The 19,484-nt window shown below is 62.2% G+C and carries 20 protein-coding genes; 5 read left to right on the top strand and 15 right to left on the bottom strand.

Features of this window, described 5'->3' with window-relative positions; translation table 11 throughout:
• Both IC609_RS14045 and dcd read right to left on the bottom strand, forming a co-directional pair.
• On the bottom strand, positions 1-1,443 hold the full coding sequence (locus tag IC609_RS14045; RefSeq protein ID WP_191820142.1) for a DEAD/DEAH box helicase: 1,443 nt from the start codon (positions 1,441-1,443) through the stop codon (positions 1-3).
• Between the two features lie 39 nt (positions 1,444-1,482).
• Entirely contained in the window at positions 1,483-2,052 is a 570-nt protein-coding gene (gene dcd, locus IC609_RS14040) for a dCTP deaminase (RefSeq protein WP_191820141.1), read from the bottom strand.
• Positions 2,053-2,206: 154 nt separating this feature from the next.
• Here dcd and IC609_RS14035 point away from each other — a divergent pair, with 154 nt between their 5' ends.
• Genes IC609_RS14035 through IC609_RS14025 form a run of 3 tightly spaced genes read left to right on the top strand, consistent with a single transcriptional unit; the run spans position 2,207 to position 5,308 of the window.
• Positions 2,207-2,941 (top strand): GntR family transcriptional regulator, encoded by a 735-nt coding sequence (locus IC609_RS14035; protein WP_191820140.1) that lies wholly within the window; start codon positions 2,207-2,209, stop codon positions 2,939-2,941.
• Entirely contained in the window at positions 2,938-3,906 is a 969-nt protein-coding gene (locus IC609_RS14030) for a Bug family tripartite tricarboxylate transporter substrate binding protein (RefSeq protein WP_191820139.1), read from the top strand. Before IC609_RS14035 ends, IC609_RS14030 begins: the two co-directional genes overlap by 4 nt.
• Before the next feature lie 31 nt (positions 3,907-3,937).
• Positions 3,938-5,308, top strand: coding sequence for an MmgE/PrpD family protein (locus tag IC609_RS14025; protein ID WP_191820138.1), 1,371 nt, complete (start codon positions 3,938-3,940; stop codon positions 5,306-5,308).
• 18 nt (positions 5,309-5,326) lie between these two features.
• Here IC609_RS14025 and IC609_RS14020 read toward each other — a convergent pair whose 3' ends face one another.
• From IC609_RS14020 to IC609_RS13990, 7 genes are all read right to left on the bottom strand, one after another.
• Positions 5,327-6,412: a BMP family ABC transporter substrate-binding protein gene (locus IC609_RS14020; protein ID WP_191820137.1), complete on the bottom strand. Its 1,086-nt coding sequence runs from the start codon at positions 6,410-6,412 to the stop codon at positions 5,327-5,329.
• 93 nt (positions 6,413-6,505) lie between these two features.
• Entirely contained in the window at positions 6,506-7,555 is a 1,050-nt protein-coding gene (locus IC609_RS14015; RefSeq protein WP_191820136.1) for an adenosine deaminase, read from the bottom strand.
• Complete coding sequence (locus IC609_RS14010) at positions 7,555-8,538, bottom strand: aromatic ring-hydroxylating dioxygenase subunit alpha (protein ID WP_191820135.1); 984 nt, start codon at positions 8,536-8,538, stop codon at positions 7,555-7,557. Before IC609_RS14010 ends, IC609_RS14015 begins: the two co-directional genes overlap by 1 nt.
• An 82-nt stretch (positions 8,539-8,620) precedes the next feature.
• A complete protein-coding gene (locus IC609_RS14005) occupies positions 8,621-9,757 on the bottom strand; it encodes a BMP family ABC transporter substrate-binding protein (RefSeq protein WP_191820134.1) in 1,137 nt (378 codons plus the stop codon).
• Between the two features lie 44 nt (positions 9,758-9,801).
• Positions 9,802-10,722, bottom strand: a complete 921-nt coding sequence (locus IC609_RS14000; protein WP_191820133.1) for an ABC transporter permease — start codon at positions 10,720-10,722, stop codon at positions 9,802-9,804.
• Positions 10,722-11,795: an ABC transporter permease gene (locus tag IC609_RS13995; RefSeq protein ID WP_191820132.1), complete on the bottom strand. Its 1,074-nt coding sequence runs from the start codon at positions 11,793-11,795 to the stop codon at positions 10,722-10,724. Before IC609_RS13995 ends, IC609_RS14000 begins: the two co-directional genes overlap by 1 nt.
• Positions 11,782-13,311 carry an ABC transporter ATP-binding protein gene (locus tag IC609_RS13990; protein WP_191820131.1) on the bottom strand — a complete coding sequence of 510 codons (1,530 nt, stop codon included), beginning with the start codon at positions 13,309-13,311 and terminating at the stop codon, positions 11,782-11,784. The genes IC609_RS13995 and IC609_RS13990 overlap by 14 nt, the downstream gene beginning before the upstream one ends.
• A gap of 145 nt (positions 13,312-13,456) precedes the next feature.
• On the opposite strand from IC609_RS13990, the gene guaD reads away from it, so the two are divergent.
• Complete coding sequence (guaD, locus tag IC609_RS13985) at positions 13,457-14,809, top strand: guanine deaminase (protein WP_191820130.1); 1,353 nt, start codon at positions 13,457-13,459, stop codon at positions 14,807-14,809.
• Positions 14,806-15,039, top strand: a complete 234-nt coding sequence (locus IC609_RS13980) for an oxidoreductase-like domain-containing protein (RefSeq protein ID WP_191820129.1) — start codon at positions 14,806-14,808, stop codon at positions 15,037-15,039. The genes guaD and IC609_RS13980 overlap by 4 nt, the downstream gene beginning before the upstream one ends.
• Here IC609_RS13980 and IC609_RS13975 read toward each other — a convergent pair.
• From IC609_RS13975 to IC609_RS13950, 6 genes are all read right to left on the bottom strand, one after another.
• Positions 15,036-15,458: an SRPBCC domain-containing protein gene (locus tag IC609_RS13975; RefSeq protein WP_191820128.1), complete on the bottom strand. Its 423-nt coding sequence runs from the start codon at positions 15,456-15,458 to the stop codon at positions 15,036-15,038. The two genes, IC609_RS13980 and IC609_RS13975, sit on opposite strands and share 4 nt — an antisense overlap.
• 78 nt (positions 15,459-15,536) lie before the next feature.
• Positions 15,537-16,268 (bottom strand): tetratricopeptide repeat protein, encoded by a 732-nt coding sequence (locus IC609_RS13970; protein ID WP_191820127.1) that lies wholly within the window; start codon positions 16,266-16,268, stop codon positions 15,537-15,539.
• Positions 16,269-16,337: 69 nt separating this feature from the next.
• Positions 16,338-17,423, bottom strand: coding sequence for a PA0069 family radical SAM protein (locus tag IC609_RS13965; RefSeq protein WP_191820126.1), 1,086 nt, complete (start codon positions 17,421-17,423; stop codon positions 16,338-16,340).
• Between the two features lie 48 nt (positions 17,424-17,471).
• Entirely contained in the window at positions 17,472-18,167 is a 696-nt protein-coding gene (locus IC609_RS13960; RefSeq protein ID WP_191820125.1) for a DNA alkylation repair protein, read from the bottom strand.
• A gap of 3 nt (positions 18,168-18,170) precedes the next feature.
• Positions 18,171-18,494 (bottom strand): thioredoxin family protein, encoded by a 324-nt coding sequence (locus tag IC609_RS13955; protein ID WP_191820124.1) that lies wholly within the window; start codon positions 18,492-18,494, stop codon positions 18,171-18,173.
• Positions 18,491-19,423 carry a LysR family transcriptional regulator gene (locus IC609_RS13950; RefSeq protein ID WP_191820123.1) on the bottom strand — a complete coding sequence of 311 codons (933 nt, stop codon included), beginning with the start codon at positions 19,421-19,423 and terminating at the stop codon, positions 18,491-18,493. Before IC609_RS13950 ends, IC609_RS13955 begins: the two co-directional genes overlap by 4 nt.
• Between the last annotated feature and the right edge of the window lie 61 nt (positions 19,424-19,484).

Raw genomic sequence — 19,484 nt, 5'->3', positions numbered from 1 at the left:
TCAATCGCTGGTCTTGAACAAGGCCGCCACTTTGCGCTTGGGCTTGATGTTGGCCGAGACAGGCGAACGGGGCATGGTGCCGCGATTGGACTCCCAGACCGGGGGCGCATCTGCGGCAGGGGCTTCGTAGGGCTTGTCAAAGAAGGGATCACGCGGCACAGGCGCAGGGCGGAAACCACCGCTGCGGCGCTCACGCGGCGCGTCCAGCACATCACGCGGATCGCGGGCAGACTCGCGGCGGCTGCGTTCACCGTCGAAGCGGCCACGCTCGCCCTCATAGCGACCGCGAGGTGCGCGGTCTCCTTCGAGCGAGACGGTCTCGACATCGATTTTTTTCTTGATCAGCTTCTCAATGTCACCCACCAGGCGGGTATCACTCGACGACACCAGGGTCACAGCCAAGCCGCTGGCCCCCGCACGGCCTGTGCGGCCAATGCGGTGCACATAGTCTTCCGCATTGAAAGGCACATCGAAGTTGAACACCGCGGGCACATCCTTGATGTCCAGACCGCGCGCGGCCACATCGGTGCAGACCAGCAAATCGACTTCGCCTTTTTTGAAGGCTTCGAGGGCTTTGAGGCGTTCGTCCTGGCTCTTGTCACCGTGCAGTGCCCCGGTTTTGTAGCCTTCGCGCTCCAATGACCGCGCCAGGCGACCACAGCCGAGTTTGCTGTTGGTGAAGATGAAGGCCTGCTTGAGGCCGCGCTCATTGAGCACATGGCGGATGACCCGGCGCTTGTCGTCGTCTTGAGCCGCATAAAAGCGCTGCTCGACGGTGGATGCGGTTTCGTTGGGGCGGGCCACCTCGATGGTGATCGGGTTTTGCAGGTAACTGCCCGCCAGCCGCTTGATCTCGGGTGAAAACGTCGCAGAGAACAACAGCGTGGTGCGCTGCTTGGGCAGGTAGGAAAGGATGCGCTGCAGGTCGGGCAAAAAGCCAATGTCCAGCATGCGGTCGGCTTCGTCGAGCACCACATACTCCACCTGGTTGAGGACCGCGGTTTTGGCTTCGATGTGGTCGAGCAAACGTCCCGGTGTAGCAACCAGCACTTCCACGCCTTTTTTCAGCTCGGCAGTCTGGGGCTTCATGTCCATGCCCCCGAACACCACAGCGCTGCGCAGCTGGGTGTACTTGGCGTACAGCTTGATCTGCTGGGCCACCTGATCGGCCAGCTCACGGGTGGGCAGCAACACCAGTGCCCGCACAGGGTGGCGGGCGGGGGAGGTGGAAGGGTTCTCGTGCTTGAGCAGGCGCTGCAGCAAGGGCAACGAAAAAGCCGCTGTTTTGCCAGTCCCCGTCTGGGCAGCGCCCATGACGTCCTGCCCGGTGAGCACCACCGGAATGGCCTGGGCCTGGATGGGGGTCATGGATTCGTAGCCCATTTCGGCTACGGCGCGTGCCAGCGTGGGCGCCAGCGACAAATTGGAAAAAGATGCAGTCATCGGCCTCTATTGTCTCATTTCAGCCGAACCGCCCGAAAATCAGGTCTTGGGCAAGGTCACGCCGACCTGGCCCTGGTACTTGCCGCCCCGATCCTTGTAGCTGGTCTCACACACTTCATCGCTCTCGAAGAACAGCACCTGCGCGCAGCCCTCACCGGCATAAATCTTGGCAGGCAGCGGGGTGGTGTTGCTGAATTCGAGCGTCACATAACCTTCCCACTCGGGCTCGAACGGGGTCACGTTGACGATGATGCCGCAGCGGGCATAGGTGCTCTTGCCCAGGCAAACAGTCAGCACATTGCGCGGGATACGGAAATACTCCACCGTGCGGGCCAGCGCAAAACTGTTGGGCGGGATGATGCAAACATCGCTTTCGATGTCTACAAAGCTCTTTTCGTCAAAGTTCTTGGGATCCACCACCGTGCTGTAGATGTTGGTGAAGACCTTGAACTCCGGGGCGCAGCGGATGTCGTAGCCGTAGCTGCTGGTGCCGTAGCTCACAATTTTCTGGCCAGCTGCGTTCTGGCGGATCTGGCCCGGCTCGAACGGCTCGATCATGCCGTTTTGCTCGGCCATGCGGCGGATCCACTTGTCGCTTTTGATGCTCATCGGTACACCTCGGAAGAATGCCGCATTTTAGGCCGCTTCTGTTTTGGACCTTGCAAGGCAGGCAGGGCGTTGTGCCGTCACCCACCGGACAGTGCGCCAGGCGCGTTGATCGTATTTCGTATACGATTAATCCAATCATCGATCAATACTGACCATGCTCCCCTGGATCACCTCCGACACGTCTGCGCGACTGCAAACCATGCGGGACACCTCGCTGGCCAAGCTCGTGCGCGAGGACCTGCTGGAGCGCATTCTGCGGGGCGACCTGGCCCCGGGCGAGCGGATCAACGAGCCCGATGTCTGTGCACGGCTGCAGGTGTCGCGGGTGCCCGTCCGTGAAGCCTTGCGCGAGTTGGAAAGCTCGGGCTTGGTGAGTTCACGCAAGCACTCAGGCACCTTTGTGCGCGAAATCCAGGACACCGAGGTGCTCGACCTGTACGAGATGCGCAGCCTGCTGGACGGCTTTGCCGGGGCCAAAGTGGCCGCTCTGCCCACGCCCCAGCGCAAGGTCCTGGCCACGGCGTTGTCGGCGTCGGTCACCGCCATGCAAGCGGCAGCATCACAACAAAACGTGGCGAGCTATTACGCCGAAAACCTGCAATTTCACTGGCGAATCATCGAGGCTGCCGGCAACGCTCCCTTGGCCAGCACCTACCGGGACGTGGTTCAGAAATTGCATCTGGCACGGCTCAAAAGCCTGTCCCAGGGCTTGAGCATGCAAAGCTCGATCAACGAGCATACCCACATCGCGCAGGCCATTGCTCAAGGCGATATCGAACAGGCTCGCCAACTGCTCACGCAGCACGTGAGCAGCGCTTTCCAACGCTTGCAAAGCAGCACATCGGCCCTGACCAAGCCATCAGACAAATCCACTGGAGACAAACCATGAAACGTCGGACCTTGCTTCAATCCGCGCCTTTGCTGGCCCTGCCTGCCAGCACCTGGGCCCAATCGACTTATCCGGCCAAGCCCATCAAATACATCGTGCCCGTGGCCGCAGGCGGCGGCTCGGACATGGTGGGCCGCGCCGTGTGCGACCGCCTGAGCAAGGTATTGGGTCAATCCCTGGTCGTGGAGAACCTGGGCGGCGGCGGCGGGGTGATCGCTTCACAGACCACGGCACGTTCCGCACCCGATGGCTACACCCTGATGCAAGGCTATGTGTCCACCCATGCCACGGCCCCCGCCACGCGCAAGCTCAGCTACGACCCCCTCAAAGACTTCACCCCCATCGGCATGATCGGCGCCACGCCCAATGTGCTGGTGGTCAATGCGTCCTTGCCCATCAAGGACGTCAATGCCTTCATCGACTACGTGAAAAAGAACCCTGGCCGTGTGTCCTATGGCTCGGCCGGCGCAGGCTCGCTCACCCATCTGACAGCCGAGCTGTTCAAGCTGCAAACCGACACCTTCATGGTGCACATCCCTTACCGCGGCATTGCGCCCGCCACCACCGACGTGATCGCGGGCCAGACCCAGGCCATGTTCCCGGGCTTGGCCGCTGCGCTGCCCCACATCCGCAGTGGCCGTGTACGACCCTTGGCCGTCACCGGCAACCAGCGTCACCCTGCCCTCAAAGATGTGCCCACCATGGACGAATCGGGCGTCAAGGGCTTTGACGCCCAGCAGTGGTACGGCATCGTCGGCCCCGCCAGCATGCCCGCCCCCATCGTCAAGCAACTGAGCGATGCGCTGGCCCAAGTGCTGGCCCAGCCGGACTTCCGCGAGAAGCTCAGCGCCGAAGCGATCGAGCTGATGCCCATGACGGCCACCCAGTTTGGCGACTACATGAAAAAAGACCTGGCGCGCTGGACCGAGCTCGCACGCAAACGCAACATCAACCTCGATGCCTGAGCATCCGATTTTTAATTGAAATGGAAAGACCATGACCGTCAACACCAGCGTCACCGCCGACCACAACGCACCGGCCATCACCCGCCAACTGGCCGAATTCGTGGCCAATCACCCTTCCAAAGGCTGGAGTGATGCCGTCGAGCACGAAGCGCACCGCACCTTTTTGAACTGGCTCGGCTGCGCGATCGGCGCAGCCCGCCACGAAGCGGTGGACGCGGCCCTGGCCGCCACCCAAATGTTGCAGCCCGCCCCCCAGGCCACCCTGGCCGGGCGCAGCGAGCGCGTGGACATGGCCAGCGCCGCCCTGATCAACGGCATCTCGTCGCACACCTTTGACTTTGACGACACCCACCTCAAAACCATCATCCACCCCGCTGGCCCCGTGGCTTCGGCCATCATGGCGCTGGCCGAGCACCAGGGCAGTTCGGGCCGCCAGGTGATCGACGCGCTGGTGCTGGGCATCGACGTGGCTTGCCGCATGGGCAACCTGGTCTACCCCGAGCACTACGACCGCGGCTGGCACATCACCGGCTCCACGGGTACGCTGGGCGCGGCGGCCGCTTGCTCGCGCTTGTTGGGCCTGAACGCCGAGCAAACCACCATGGCGCTGGGCATTGCCGCGTCACAACCCATTGGCTTGCGCGAACAATTCGGCACCATGACCAAGCCCTTCCACCCCGGTGGCGCGGCGCGTGCTGGCCTGATGGCCGCTTTGCTGGCACAAAAGGGCTTCACATCCAGCGCACGCGCACTTGAAGCCCCGCGCGGCTGGGCGCAGGTGCTGTCCACCAAGTACGACTGGCGTGAGGCGCAAGACGAGCTGGGTCAGCGCTTCGAGATCAGTTTCAACGCTTACAAACCGTTTGCCTGCGGCATCGTGATCCACCCCAGCATCGATGCCTGCGCGCAACTGCGCGCCCAAGGCGTGAAGGCCGAAGAAGTCGAAAAAATCGAGTTGCGCGTGCACCCGCTGGTGCTGGAGCTGACCGGCAAGAAAGAACCGCAAGACGGCCTGCAAGGCAAGTTCAGCGTGTACCACGGTTGCGCCGCAGGCCTGATCTTTGGCCGTGCGGGCGAAGAAGAGTTTGCCGACCACATCGTCACGCGTGAAGACGTGGTGGCCCTGCGCCGCAAGGTGCAGGCCGTGGTGGACACCTCGGTTCGCGAAGAAAGCGTGTACGTGACAGCCACCCTCAAGGACGGCCGCAGCGTGCAAGTGCATGTCGAGCACGCCATTGGCTCGCTGCAACGCCCCATGACCGACGCCGATCTGGAAGCCAAGTTCCACAACCTGGCCGATCCGATCCTGGGCGAGTCGAAAGTGGAAAGCGTGCTCGACGCCTGCTGGGGTCTGGGTCAGGCCAGCAACCTGCAGGTCCTGCTCAAGCAGCTGGCCCCCTGATGGGGAAAAAGGTCAGCCTCAGCGGCTGACCTTGCCCACCACACCTGCCACCAGGTAGTTCATCGACAGGATTTGCTCGTCGCTCAGCTGCTGACCGGCAGGCAGCACATTGCGACCTTCGTTGTCGGTGATCGGACCTGTGAAGGGGTGCAGCTGGCCTGAACCCATTTTCTTTTGTTGGGCCAGCACTTCGTCCTGCACCTTCTTGGGCACCTGGGGGCCAAAGTCGCCTACGCGAACCATGCCTTCCTTCACGCCCCCCCACACGGTGCCCGAAGTCCAGCTGCCATTCATGACGGCCTTGACGCGGCGGGTGTAGTAGTCACCCCACTGGTGCGTGACCGCAATGATCTGGGCATCGGGCCCCGCCTTGCGCATGTCCGAGTGGTAGGCCACGGCCATCTTGCCGCGCTCTTGCGCCGCAGCCATCACGGCGGTGGAGCCGGTGTGGAAGGCGATCACGTCCACATCCTGGTTGAACAAGGCCATGGCCGCCTCGCGTTCCTTGGGTGGATCAAACCAGACATTGAGCCAAACCACCTTGACAGTGGCCTGAGGGTTCACCGAGCGCATGCCCAAAGTGAAGGCGTTGATGCCCTGCAGCACCTCTGGAATCGGGAAGCCCGCCACATAACCGGCGACATTCGTCTTCGTCATGCGGCCCGCCGCGATGCCCGCCAGATAGCGGCCTTCGTAATAGCGGGCGTTGGACGCGGCCACGTTGGCAGCCGTTTTGTAGCCCGTGACCGATTCGAACTTCACATTCGGAAAGTCCTTGGCCACCTTGAGCGTGGGCTCCATGTAGCCAAAACTGGGCGTGAAGATGATCTGATGGCCTTGCTGTGCCAAATCGCGGATCACGCGCTCGGCATCGGCCCCTTCGGCCACATCGGCCACAAAGGTCGTTTTGACTTTGTTGCCCAAAGCCTTCTCGACGGCCTTGCGGCCCTCGTCGTGTTGCTTCGTCCAGCCTGCCTCGGTGATGGGCGAGACATAAACAAAACCGGCCTTGACGGGCTCGTTCGATGGGGTGGAAGTTTGCGCCTGAGCGCCGATGAGAAAAAAGCAGGCGGCCACGAACGTGGCAGCGAGGTTTTTGTACATGGTAGTCCTCTACATGGCCCCGGAGATTGAACAAAACAAAGCCCGCCGGGGCAGCGGGCTCATATTTGGATTTTAGCAAGTGCGCTGTGAACCTCAGTCGTTCTCGGCAAAATCCTGAAAACACACCTTCAGTTGGTGCATCCAGCGGTGCTTGTCTTCTTCGGGGGCGAAGCTCGCTTCGATGCTGTTGGCCGCAAGCCTGTAGGCCTGCTGGGCGCCCAGGTGCAGCGCGGCAAAGGTCTGCAGGTAGTTCTCGTTCAGGTAGCCGCCAAAGTAGGCCGGGTCGTCCGAGTTGATGGTCACGCAGAGCCCAGCGTCAAGCATCTGACCCAGGTTGTGGTCGGCCAGGCTATTGAACACGCACAGCTTGAGGTTGGACAGCGGGCACACGGTGAGCGGCATCTGGCTGTCGGCCAGACGCTTCATCAGCGCAGCATCGTGCACGGCCTGCACGCCGTGGTCAATGCGCTCCACGTGCAAGGTGTCGAGCGCGCTCCAGATGTAGGCGGGCGGCCCCTCCTCGCCTGCGTGGGCGACCACATGCAAGTCCAACTCACGCGCCCGGGCAAACACCCGGGCAAAATTTTCAGGTGGATGGCCGACTTCACTCGAGTCCAAACCCACACCAATGAAATGCTCCCGCCAGGGCATGGCTTCTTCGAGGGTTTCCAGCGCATCCTCTTCGGACAGGTGCCGCAAAAAGCACAGGATCAAATCGGCGCTGATGTCCCACTTGGCTTGCGCATCGCGGCAGGCGCGGTGTAAACCTTCAATCACTGCCCCCATGGCCACACCCCTGGCCGTGTGGGTTTGCGGATCAAAAAACAGCTCGGCACGCACCACATGGTCTGCCGCAGCTTTTTCAAAGTAAGCCCAGGCCATGTCGTAGAAGTCCTGCTCGTGCAGCAGCACACTGGCCCCGGCATAGTACAGGTCCAGAAAACTTTGCAGGTTGGTGAAGGCGTAAGCGCTGCGCAGGGCGGTCACATCGGCATAGGGCAAGGTCACGCCATTGCGCTTGGCCAGTACAAAGATCAGCTCAGGCTCCAAGGAGCCCTCGATGTGGATGTGTAGCTCGGCCTTGGGCATGGCCTTGAGCAAGGCTGGCAAACGTTGTGGGGCAATGGCGTGGACTTTGAACATCAGCAAACTCCAAAAGTGATGCCCGATCTTTGCAGATAGCGCCGATAACTGGAAGACATTTTGTCGGCCACCGTGTGCAGCTCCGCACGCAGATCCAGCGGCAGGGTTTTGGGCTGCTGCGATTCGAGGACCGGTTGGTCCTGTGTGAAGATGGTGTCCTGGAACGCCTGGAGTTTTTCATCAGGCGTCTCAAAGTCGGCCACCGCCAGCCGAAACCAGACGCGGCTGGACTCGGGGGTCACCGGGCAGATGAACAAGCCAATCGACTCGCGCCAGCCGTCCACCGCTGTGCTGCCGGCCTCGGGCACTTTGGCCAAAACCGCCGCATAAGGGGCTGTCACCTCGTAGGTGTACTCGACCCGTGCGGGAGCAATGGCATGCAGGTTCGATCGTGGCTGCCAGGCCTGGCAGCCAGTGGCCAGCAAGCCCGTGGGTGTCTCTTGCACCTGGTACTCGGGCACATCGGTGGCATCGCGCGTGCCCAGCCAGCCCTCGTGCACAAAGCCAAAATGGGCCATGTCCAGAAAATTTTCCACAATGCGCGGCGCACTGGTCGCCACGTCGTAAGGGCCACAGTTGACCGCGCGCAACGCCGTCACCGAGGCACCACCGAAGGCGGGCAATGGCGCTTCTTCCGGGCCGGGGGTCAATTGCACCCAGACCAGACCATGCGCCTCTTGCACTCGGTAGGTCTGGACACAATGGGTCGCGGGCGGCACGAACTGCGCCAGTGCGGGCACATGCCGACACTGGCCTTGGCCATCAAACTGCCAACCGTGGTAAGGGCACTCCAACCGGTCGTTGACCACCTGGCCCAAAGAAAACTTCGCACCACGGTGCGGGCAACGGTCTGGCCAGGCATGTGCCACGCCGTCGGCACTGCGCCACAGCACCAGCGGCTGCGCCAGCAAAGTGACCGGCAAAGGGGCACTGCTCACCTGCTCGGCCAAAGCTAAAGGGTGCCAAAGCGAAGCTTCGATCATTGTCTTTTCCCATGAAAAAAGCTGCCCGAAGGCAGCTTCAGGCTGGTGGCTCAGGGCCACCAGCAGCTCGGTTGCCCGGGGCTTATTTGCCGCTGGGCACTTTGCCTTCCACGCCTTTGACGTAGAAGTTGATGCCGCTCAGGAACTTGTCGTCCGCCACAGCGTCTTTGGCCAGGATTTCCTTGCCATCTTGACCAACGATCGGGCCTTTCCAGATGGAGAAGCTGCCGTCCTTCAGACCGGCTTTGACTTCTTCCAGCTTTTTCTTGGCATCTTCAGGCACGTCAGCGGCCAGGGACACGAAATCGATCGCGCCTTCCTTCACACCCCACCAGGAAGCGGTGCCACCGGTCCACTTGCCGTCCAGTGCTTCACGCACGGCCTTGATGTAGTAAGGACCCCAGTTGATCACGGCCGAGCCCAGGTGGGCTTTGGGGCCGTAGGCGGTCATGTCGGAGTCCCAACCGAAGGCGCGCTTGCCTTTGGCTTCAGCGGTCTTGAGCACGGCGGGCGAGTCGGTGTTTTGCATCAGCACGTCAGCGCCGCCGTTGATCAAGGCGGTGGCGGCTTCGGTTTCCTTGGGGGGGTTGAACCACTCGTTGACCCAGACCACCTTGGTCTTGACTTTGGGGTTCACCGACTGGGCGCCCAGCGTGAAGGAGTTGATGTTGCGGATCACTTCAGGGATTGGAATGGAGGCAACCACACCCAGGGTGTTGGACTTGGTCATCTTGCCTGCGATCACACCCGCCATGTACGCGCCTTCGTAGGTGCGGCTGTCGTAGGTGCGCATGTTCTCGGCTTGCTTGTAGCCGGTGGCGTGTTCAAACTTCACATCCTTGATGTCAGCCGCCACTTTGAGCATGGGCTCCATGTAACCAAAAGTGGTGCCGAAGATGATCTTGTTGCCTTGGCCGGCCATGTCGCGGATCACGCGCTCAGCGTCAGCACTCTCGGGCACGTTTTCAACGAAGCTGGTGACCACTTTGTCACCGAATTCTTTTTCCACCGCCTTGCGGGCGTTGTCGTGGGCAAAGGTCCAGCCGCCATCGCCAACGGGGCCCACATAAGCGAACGCCACCTTCAGAGGTTCGGCCTTGGCCGGTGCAGCGTCGGCCTTGGGGGCCTCTTCTTTTTTGCCGCAGCCCACGAGTGCGGCCGCAGCCACAGCCGTCAGGGCGACCATCTTGATGACGGAGCGCTTGGAAAAGTCTGTCATGTCAGTTCCTTTATTGGACAAAGTTACAGGGGTGAAAAAATGCATTATGAACCCGGATGGAAGGGTTTTCCGAGCGATGCAGGCATGTTCACGCGAATCCAGGCCGGATTGCGCGAGATCAGGGCCAACACCACGATGGTGGCCAGGTAGGGCAGCGCCGTCAGCAGCTGGCTGGGCACATCCACCCCCGCCCCCTGCAAATGGAACTGCAACATGGTCACCCCTCCAAACAGGTAAGCACCAAGCAAAACACGTGCCGGACGCCAGGTGGCAAACGTGGTCAAGGCCAGCGCAATCCAACCTTTGCCCGCCACCATGCCTTCGACCCACAACGGGGTGTAGACGACCGAGATGTACGCCCCTGACAGGCCACACAAGGCGCCGCCCACCACCACGGCCGCCAGACGGATGCGGCGCACGGGGTAGCCCAGGGCGTGTGCAGATTCTGGCGACTCACCCACGGCGCGCAGCACCAAGCCGGTGCGGCTGCGGTAAAGGAACCAGATCAGTGCAAGGCACAAGACAACGGCCGCGTACACCATCGGGTGCTGCCGAAACAGGGCCGGGCCGAGCAGGGGAATGTCGGACAAGCCGGGAACTGCAAAGCTGGCACGCTCAGGCAGTTTTTCCTGCACATAGGCAATGCCGGCAAAGGCCGAGAAACCGGCGCCGAAGAGACTCAAGGCCAAACCCGTGGCGTATTGATTGGTGCCCAGCCAGATGACCAGCACCCCAAAAATACCGGCCAGCAAGGCCCCGGCCCCCATGCCGGCCAGCAGGCCGAGCGTGTCGCTGCCGGTGTGCACCACCGAGGCGAAACCGGCGATGGCTGCGCACAGCATCATGCCCTCGGCGCCCAGATTGAGCACCCCGGCTTTTTCATTGATCAGCAAACCCAAAGAAGCCAGGGCCAGCACCGTGCCCGCATTCAGCGTGGCGGCCATCAACAAGGCATAGGCTTCCATCAGACGGCCCCTTTCCGGGCATGGCCCCAACGGATGCGGTAATTGACCAGGGTGTCACAGGCCAGCAGGCAAAACAGCAGCAGGCCCTGAAACACCCCGGTGATCGATTTGGGCAAACCCATGCGCGACTGTGCCAGCTCACCACCGATGTAGAACATGCTCATGAGGATGGCCGACAACACCATGCCCGCCGGGTGCAAACGCCCCACAAAGGCCACGATGATGGCGGCAAAACCGTAACCCGCTGGCACGTAGGGCGTGAGCTGCCCAATCGGCCCGGCCACTTCCAGCGCCCCAGCCAAACCGGCGGCACCGCCCGAGGTCAGCAGCGCCACCCACAAGGCTTTGCGCGAAGAAAAGCCCGCATAGCGCGCCGCGTCAGGCGCCAAGCCACCCACCTGCTGGGCAAAACCCGCACGGGTGCGGAACAGGAACACCCACAAACCTACCGCGCACGCCAGCGCGATCAGCAAGCCCACGCTCACGCGCGAGCCGCTCATGAGGCGAGGGATCTGGGTGACGGCTTCAAAGGTTTTGGTCTGCGGGAAGTTGTAGCCGCCCGGGTCCTTCCAGGGGCCATAGACCAGGTAACCCAGCAGCATGGTGGCCACGTAGACCAGCATCAGGCTCACCAGGATCTCGCTGGCGTTGAAGCGGTCGCGCAGCCAAGCGGTGAGTCCGGCCCAGGCCATGCCCCCCAAGGTGCCCGCCAACAGCACCGCCAGCACAATCCAGCGCCCGCTGTCCTTGTCGGCCAGCAGGGCCACACCCCCGGCGCAGACAGCGCCAAGGATGAACTGCCCCTCGGCGCCGATGTTCCAGACGTTGGAGCGAAAGCACACCGCCAGGCCCAAGGCGATCAGCAGCAGTGGCGTGGCCTTGACCATCAACTCGCCCATGGCATAAGCGGACTTCATGGGCTCCCAGAAAAACATCTGCAAGCCCCGCACCGGGTCTTTGCCCAGCGCAGCAAACAGCGCCACACCGATCAGCACGGTGACGGCCAGCGCCAGCAAGGGCGACGCATAGGTCCAGGCCCGGGAGGCCTGAGGACGGGGTTCAAGCCGCAGCATGGCCGGCCTCCTTTTCAGCGCCAGGCCACAAGCCACTCATCCATTCGCCGATACGCTCCACCGTGGCCTCAGCCCGGGGCAGCGAAGGCGACAAGCGCCCCTTGGCGATCACATGCAATCGGTCGGAAATTTCAAACAACTCTTCAAGCTCCTCACTCACCACCAGCACGGCGCAACCGGCATCGCGCAGCGCCAGGATTTCGCCCCGGATCTGCGCTGCCGCACCCACGTCCACACCCCAGGTCGGTTGCGAGACGATGAGCAAGGTCGGGTTGGCGCTGATCTCGCGGCCCACGATGTACTTTTGCAAATTGCCACCCGACAGCGAACGGGCTGCCGCATCGGGCCCCGAGGCCTTGACCTTGAAGCGCTCGATGATGCCGCGCGCCTGCTCGGCCAGTGCACCCATGCGGATCCAGCCACTGCGCCCCACCGACTCGGTGCGGGTCAGCAACATGTTTTGCGCCAGGCTGAGGCTGGGCACAGCCCCGCGACCCAGGCGCTCTTCGGGCACAAAATGCAAGCCCAACTGGCGGCGCGCCTGCGGGCTCAAGGCTCCTGCCTCGCGCTGACCGATGGTCACTGCCTGCGGCGCTGCACGGGTGTCCTCGCCCGACAAGGCCCAAAGCAACTCGCGCTGGCCATTGCCAGAGACCCCGGCCAGTCCCACGACCTCGCCCGCACGCACCTGCAGGCGAATGCCCGCGAGGTCGACACCAAACGGATCCTGCTTGGGCAGGCTCAAATCATTCACCGCCAGCACCAGCTCACCCGGTGCGCGCGGTGTGGGTGCCAGCGTCGGTGGCTCGGCGCCAATCATCAGGCGGCTCAGGCTGGCGTTGGTTTCCTCACGCGGGTCGCACACGCCCGTGAGCTTGCCGCCGCGCAGCACAGTGCAAGCGCTGCACAGGGCGCGGATTTCATGCAGCTTGTGCGAGATGTACAAAATGCTCACGCCCTGGCTGACCAGCTTGTGCAACACCACAAACAGTTTTTCAACCGCCTGCGGCGTGAGCACCGAGGTCGGCTCGTCGAGGATCAAAAGCTGCGGGTCCGACAACAAGGCACGGATGATTTCGACGCGCTGCATCTCACCCACGCTCAGGGTGTGCACCGGGCGCTGCGGCTCGATGTCGAGCCCGTACTCGCTGGCCTTGGCCTCGATGCGGCGGGTGACTTCGGCCAGAGGCAGCGATTTGTCCAGCCCCAGCCAGACGTTTTCGGCCACGGTGAGCGTGTCAAACAGGCTGAAGTGCTGGAACACCATGCTGATGCCCAGTTTGCGTGCCTCCTGCGGGTTGCGGATGCTGACCGGCTGGCCTTTGAACAGGATCTGCCCTTCATCGGGTTTGACCGAACCATAGATGATTTTCATCAGCGTGGACTTGCCCGCACCGTTTTCGCCCAGCACGGCATGGGCCTGCCCGGGCAGCACGGTCAGCGACACGTCCTGGTTGGCCACCACGCCGGGGTAGCGCTTGGTGATGCCCTGCAAGGACAAAAGTGGAGTGGTCATGCCTGAGAAATAAAGGAAATCCGAATAAACCACATGCAAAGTCTGTGCCTAAAAGATTGGCCCTAACCCCGTATGTGACAAGGTTGCCGCACAATGTACCACCGGGGCATGCCTGATCATCCCCGGATTTATCCTTGTTCATCCGATGAATACCCACGAGACATTGACCAAGTTGCAAGGCTGGCGCGCTGGCCTCTTGTGGTTTCCGGACCCGCAAACCCCCCAAGCCCGCCACGAAAGCGATGGCCTGCTCGTCACCGGACAAAGCGCCGACGGCATCGTGCGCATCCAGGCCATCGGCCCCTACCGTGATCTGGCCCCGCACTACCCTGAGCTGTCTGTCACCCACTGGCCTGGCCTGTGCATTGCGCCCGGCTTTGTGGACCTGCACATCCACTACCCGCAAACCGATGTGATCGGCTCGCCCGCCGAGGGCTTGCTGCCTTGGCTGGAGCACTACACCTTCCCGCACGAAAGGCATTTTTCAGAGCCTGCCTACGCCCACGAAGTGACCGCGTTTTTCATGGACGAGCTGATGCGCCATGGTGTGACCACGGCCTTGTGCTTTGCGACCGCCCACCCTGAGTCGGTCGATGTGTTCATGGCCGAGGCGCAAAAGCGCCGCCTGCGCATGGTCACCGGCAAGGTGCTGCAAGACCGCCACAGCCCCGACGGCCTGCGCGACACCGACACGGCTTTGAGCCTGCGCCAGACCGAAGACCTGATCCGCCGCTGGCACGGCGTGGACCGTCTGGGCTACGCCATCACGCCGCGCTTTGCGCCCACCAGCACCAGCGAGCAACTGCATGGCGCAGGCGAGATCGCACAGCAATTTCCCGATGTGTGGATCCAGTCACACGTGGCCGAAAACCTCGACGAAATCCGCTGGGTGCACGAACTCTTTCCCGAAGCGCGCAGTTACCTGGATGTGTACGACCGCGCTGGCCTGTTGCGCCAGCGTTCGGTCTATGCGCACTGCATTTACCTCGATGAAGCCGACCGCTGCCGCATGGCCGAGGTGGGCGCGACAGCCGCGGTCAGTCCTACCAGCAACCTGTTTCTGGGCAGCGGTTTCTTTGACTACACCGCCTCGGATGCGGCGAGCTTGCGCTACGGCCTGGCCAGCGATGTGGGTGGCGGCACCAGCTTCAGCCCGTTTCACACCATGCACGCGGCCTACACCGTTGCACGGCAAAGCGTGGGCCGCCCCGGCATGAGCCTCGCGCCCGAACACCTTTGGTGGCAACACACGGCAGGCGCTGCTGCAGCACTGGACTTGAACGGCAAGGTGGGCAACCTGCTGCCTGGCTGCGAAGCCGACTTCGTGGTGCTCAACCCTAAAGCCACGCCCCTGCTGGCGCGCCGCACCGCACAAACCGAGACCCTGGCCGAATGGCTGTTTGCCATGATCGTGCTGGGCGACGAGCGCTTGATTGCACACACGGTGGTGCAAGGCCAGATCGCCGCACCCACGGGCATGTCAGACAATCGGGCATGAGCTGCGAGAACGATCACCCCATCATCGACCCCAACGAGGCCCAACGCGCGTCCGTGCGTCGGGGCATTGCGCAATTCCAGGAACGCCTGCAAGCCGCTGGCCACGACTTTCGGGAACCGCCCCCCGAGCCCACCTCGTGCTGTGGGCGTGGTTGCAATGGTTGTGTGTGGGAAAGCTACGACGCCGCGCTGATGTTCTGGTACGAAGACGCGGGCGCCTTGCTCAATTAAGCCCGCGCCAACTCCAGGCCCAGGCGGTCCAGGTTTTGCGCATTGGCCGGCTCCAGAATGTGTTTCATGGCCTGCGCAAATGCGGGATCTTCAAACACCTGAAGCCAGTGCACACGCGTGCCCTCGCCTTCGGGTGTGAGCGTGATGGTGAGCCTGAACAAAGGTGCGCAGGTGTGGTCGATCACCACCTGGCGGTCGGCTTCGATGTGGGCGAACACGCACTCGTTCGCATAGCGTGTGCCGTCTGGCCCCACCATGTCAAACACCCAGTGCCCACCCGCGCGAAATTCAAAAACTTCGAATGCGTTGCTGAACCCATCAGGCCCCCACCAACGGGCCAGCCGCTCAGGGGCCTGGATGGCGGCAAAAATGGCTTGCGGTGTGAAAGCGAAATACCTGCTGTTCTGGAAGGGGTTCATGGACGTTGTCGCCTTTTCAAAGCCCCACTCTACATGCGCACCGCCAATGAACTGCTTTTACCGCCATCGTTGAAATGATCAGCGCCCGCTGACGAGTGCCCTGGCTCTTTGCAAACCTTGTGAAGCCTCCAGTGTGAGTGGGGTGCGCTCCACACGCCAATCTTCCACCATTTTTTCTGCAAGTTGGACTTGATCGTCGGACATGGATTGACGGATGGTATCCAGCGATGCCTGGGCTTGCCCGTTGATGCGTTTCTCTGAGAGCAGTTTTGACAACTTGAAAAAAGCATATCCACGTACCCGATCTATGGCTTCGCCCTGGCCTTGGAGGTAACTCACTGACAGGTTGTACAAAGGATTGGCCAAACCTTGCTGGCCTGCTGCAAGCCACCACCGCCTGGCTTCATCCGGCATTTGGCGCTGCATGTACATGATGCCCACATCCTGTTGTGCCAGGGCATAACCACGCTGGGCAGCCTCCAGTTTGAACGCGAGGGCTTTGTCTTTGTCCAGAGTCACGATCGGCCCCCACTGCCCGTCAAGGTAACAGCCCACCTTGTAGGCCGCCAGTGCATTGCCCGCTTGGGCGGAAGTCTCAAACCAAGCAAATGCCTGCTTGAAGTTTCTCTCAGTGCCAATGCCATTGTTGAGAAACATGCCCACGTGGTACTGGGCCTCAGCATCGCCGCCCTCTGCCATGACCTGCAGTTTTTGGTACAGCCCCTGAAATTCCTCTTGGGCTTGGGCCTGAACTTGCCCCAGGCAGAAGGCCACGACCAGTGCAGCCATGATTTTGAAAGAAATTCGCATGTACCCTCCCAACTCTTTGGCATCTTTTGATCACGCCAGCATCATACAAAATAACATTTTTGTTTTCATTTAAAAATCCAAGCCCATCTGCCCCACCGTGGACGGCGGCCTGAAATCCTCGACATTCCACTCATGCCGCCTGCGGTTCAGACCCAGCCGTCTGCAGGCCTTGTCAAAGCGCTGGGCGATCAGGTCAGCCCAGATGCCCTGGCCGCTGCGGCGCGTGGCAAAGCTGGCGTCGTAGTCCTTGCCGCCGCGCAGGTCGTGCATGCGGGCCATCACCCGTGCGGCGCGGTCGGGGTAGTGCAGGTCCAGCCATTGCCGAAACAGTGGCGACAACTCCCACGGCAGGCGCAGCACCACATAAAACGCGCTCGTGGCTCCGGCATCGCGAGCGGCTTCAAGCACCTGCTCCATGTCGTCGTTGATGAACGGAATCTGTGGCGACACGCTCACCCCCACCGGGATGCCCGCATCGGCCAGCGTGCGGATGGTGCGCAAGCGCCGCCACGGCGCAGCAGCGCGGGGCTCCATGCGGCGGGCCAGATCTGCGTCGAGCGTGGTCACACTCACATAAACCCCCGCCTGCCTGCGCGCCGCCATGGGTGCGAGCAGGTCGATGTCGCGCTCGATGCCACTGCCCTTGGTGACCACCGCCATGGGGTGGTGGCAGTCGTGCAGCACCTGCAGCACCTCGCGGGTCAAGCGGAGTTCGCGGTCCAGCGGCTGGTAAGCATCGGTGATGGTGCCCAGCGCCACCATGCCCGGGCTGTACCGCGGACTCGCCAGTTCGTGGATCAGGCGCTCTTTCAGGCCCCGTTTGGCGATCAAACGGGTCTCAAAGTCCAGCCCGGGCGACAGGCCCAGGTAGCTGTGCGAGGGGCGGGCATAGCAGTAGCTGCAACCGTGCTCGCAGCCCCGGTAGGGGTTGATCGAGCGGTCAAAGCCGATGTCGGGTGAAGTGTTGCGGCTGATGGCGCTTTTGGCCTCTTCCCAGGTCCAGGTGGTGGTGGTGCGCGTGGCTTCTTCGAAGTCAGCTGCCCAGCCGTCGTCAAAAGGTTCTCGGGCATCGCGCTCGAAGCGGTGCGCCAGGCGCGTGGCACTGCCACGGCCTTTGATCTGACGGACGGGGATGGCGATGGGTGGCTCATGCATAACTGTACATTTATACAGTATTTATGCATTCTGCACCACCTCATACAGCTAGCCAAGGTGCTTGCCCGCTTCCCTGCGCGTGAGGCCCGACAGCTGCTCGGCATGCCGGGCCAGAAATGCCCGCACCGCATCAGGCTGGGTGCGCGCATGGTCGCGCAAGGCCCAGCCAATGGCTTTGCGGATGAAAAAGTCTGTCTCGGGGGCCAGCGTGAGCGCGTAACGGAAAAGCCGCACCTGATCGGTTTGCTCGCGCCAGCCCAGCTGGTGCAGCATGGCCACGCGGCGCACCCACAGGTGGGGGTGAATCAGGCAGGCATCCATGTGGTGCTGAACATCGGGCTGGCTCGATTTGGCCTGCAGCACGATGTCGCCCACCACCCCGGCCAGGCCATCGACCGTGTCCCACCACGGATCGGTTTGCACCAGCTGCAAGATGCGCGGCAAGGCCTTCACATCGAGCCGCTTGTGGTGTTTGGCCAGCAAATCAATGGCGGTGTATCGGAATTCGCGCTCGGGCAGCTGCCACAGGGCATGGGCCAGCGCCAGCAATTCATCAGCCGTGCCCGCAAACTTAGGCAAGCTTTGGAGTGCATGTTTCACCGCCGCGCGACGTGGGCCAGCGCGGATGCCCAGAAACTCGAACTGCCCGAGCATGTAGGCCTTCATGGGCACGGCCTGCTGCGCATCGGCGTGCGCACGCAGGCCCGCTTCGATCGGCGTCAGCCAAATCTCGATGTTCGACATGCTTCAGGCCGACAGTGCGGCCAGCACGTCCTGCGCGGCCACAGGGCGCACCACGCGGGCCACCTCTTGCCCATCGCGCAAGACAAGCAAGGTGGGCCAGAGCTTGACGCGGTAACTGCGCCCCAGTGCCCTGCCCGGGCCGTCTTCGACTTTGAGGTGTTGCCACTGCGGCTGCTGTGCCAGCGCCTGCTGCACCACAGGCTGTGCAGCGCGGCAGTGGCCGCACCAGTCGGTGCCGAATTCGAGCACGGTCAGGCCGCGCAGGGCATCCACATCGGCGCGGCTGGGCGCTTCGATTTCGCTGAGGTAGGGTTTCGATGAACTCATGGTGGCGATGAATTGAACAACTGTGCAACCGTAGCACGGAACCATTGCGAGCACGGGTCCTTGGAAAAACGCTGGCTCCAGTGCATGGAGACCACAAAGTCACGCAACGGCAACTCGGGTTCGATGATGTCGAGTGTTCCCTGCACGGCAAAACCCTGCGCAAAGTTGCGCGGCATCAGCACCGCCAAGTCGCTGCTGCGCACAATGGCAGGCAAAGACAGGAAATGGCTCACCGTCAGCCGCAGCCGATGCTGCCAACGCATGAGCTCCAGAATGCGCAAGGTGTCAGCATGGGTGCGCACCGCGGCAAACTCCAGTTCGGCCAGCGCAGCTTGCAGGACGTCGGACGGTGTGTCTGGGTCTGTCTTCAGCTGGCGCCAGCGCTTGACCATGGGGTGCCCTTGGCGCATGAGCAAGACATAGCGATCACTGAGCAAAGGCTGCGCCAGGGTATCGGTCACTTCAGGCAAAAAACCGATGGCCAAATCCAGCTGCCCATTGTCCAGCGCGGCGCCGATCCTGTCGTGCGGCATGGGCAAGGCTTCGAGACGCATCCCGGGGGCTTGCCGCTGCAAAGCCAGCACCAGCTCAGGCAGAAACCGGGCCTCGCCAATGTCACTCAAATGCACCCGCAGAACCCGGCCAGAACGCTTGGGGTCAAACACCTGAGAAGCGTTCAAGGCTTCTTCAATCGTGGCCAGCGCCAGCTGCACCGATTGCGCCAGGCGATCGGCGCGGGGGGTGGGACGCACCCCTGCCCCATGGCGCTCGAACAGGGCATCACCCAGCACCGCCCGCAAGCGGGCCAGACCTTGACTGGCTGCAGGCTGCGACATGCCCAGCTGCTGAGCGGCCAGGCTCACGCTGCGCGAACGCCACACTGCGTCAAAGAGGCGCAGCAAGTTCAGATCCAGGTCTTTGATATTCATTCAGCGCATACCATTTATTAAGAATATTTTATGCGCTTATACGTAAGATGAACTTGCGGCC

Origin of the sequence: Limnohabitans radicicola, assembly GCF_014837235.1 — a bacterium.
Taxonomy (GTDB): Bacteria; Pseudomonadota; Gammaproteobacteria; order Burkholderiales; family Burkholderiaceae_C; genus Limnohabitans_A; species Limnohabitans_A radicicola.
Note: the sequence above shows the minus strand (reverse complement) of the source record. Positions and strands in the feature narration are given on the sequence as shown.

Coding starts and splice junctions, on each gene's coding strand:
- IC609_RS14045 (WP_191820142.1), bottom strand. CDS start 1,443: ATGACTGCATCTTTTTCCAATTTGTCGCTGGCGCCCACGCTGGCACGC.
- dcd (WP_191820141.1), bottom strand. CDS start 2,052: ATGAGCATCAAAAGCGACAAGTGGATCCGCCGCATGGCCGAGCAAAAC.
- IC609_RS14035 (WP_191820140.1), top strand. CDS start 2,207: ATGCTCCCCTGGATCACCTCCGACACGTCTGCGCGACTGCAAACCATG.
- IC609_RS14030 (WP_191820139.1), top strand. CDS start 2,938: ATGAAACGTCGGACCTTGCTTCAATCCGCGCCTTTGCTGGCCCTGCCT.
- IC609_RS14025 (WP_191820138.1), top strand. CDS start 3,938: ATGACCGTCAACACCAGCGTCACCGCCGACCACAACGCACCGGCCATC.
- IC609_RS14020 (WP_191820137.1), bottom strand. CDS start 6,412: ATGTACAAAAACCTCGCTGCCACGTTCGTGGCCGCCTGCTTTTTTCTC.
- IC609_RS14015 (WP_191820136.1), bottom strand. CDS start 7,555: ATGTTCAAAGTCCACGCCATTGCCCCACAACGTTTGCCAGCCTTGCTC.
- IC609_RS14010 (WP_191820135.1), bottom strand. CDS start 8,538: ATGATCGAAGCTTCGCTTTGGCACCCTTTAGCTTTGGCCGAGCAGGTG.
- IC609_RS14005 (WP_191820134.1), bottom strand. CDS start 9,757: ATGACAGACTTTTCCAAGCGCTCCGTCATCAAGATGGTCGCCCTGACG.
- IC609_RS14000 (WP_191820133.1), bottom strand. CDS start 10,722: ATGGAAGCCTATGCCTTGTTGATGGCCGCCACGCTGAATGCGGGCACG.
- IC609_RS13995 (WP_191820132.1), bottom strand. CDS start 11,795: ATGCTGCGGCTTGAACCCCGTCCTCAGGCCTCCCGGGCCTGGACCTAT.
- IC609_RS13990 (WP_191820131.1), bottom strand. CDS start 13,311: ATGACCACTCCACTTTTGTCCTTGCAGGGCATCACCAAGCGCTACCCC.
- guaD (WP_191820130.1), top strand. CDS start 13,457: ATGAATACCCACGAGACATTGACCAAGTTGCAAGGCTGGCGCGCTGGC.
- IC609_RS13980 (WP_191820129.1), top strand. CDS start 14,806: ATGAGCTGCGAGAACGATCACCCCATCATCGACCCCAACGAGGCCCAA.
- IC609_RS13975 (WP_191820128.1), bottom strand. CDS start 15,458: ATGAACCCCTTCCAGAACAGCAGGTATTTCGCTTTCACACCGCAAGCC.
- IC609_RS13970 (WP_191820127.1), bottom strand. CDS start 16,268: ATGCGAATTTCTTTCAAAATCATGGCTGCACTGGTCGTGGCCTTCTGC.
- IC609_RS13965 (WP_191820126.1), bottom strand. CDS start 17,423: ATGCATGAGCCACCCATCGCCATCCCCGTCCGTCAGATCAAAGGCCGT.
- IC609_RS13960 (WP_191820125.1), bottom strand. CDS start 18,167: ATGTCGAACATCGAGATTTGGCTGACGCCGATCGAAGCGGGCCTGCGT.
- IC609_RS13955 (WP_191820124.1), bottom strand. CDS start 18,494: ATGAGTTCATCGAAACCCTACCTCAGCGAAATCGAAGCGCCCAGCCGC.
- IC609_RS13950 (WP_191820123.1), bottom strand. CDS start 19,423: ATGAATATCAAAGACCTGGATCTGAACTTGCTGCGCCTCTTTGACGCA.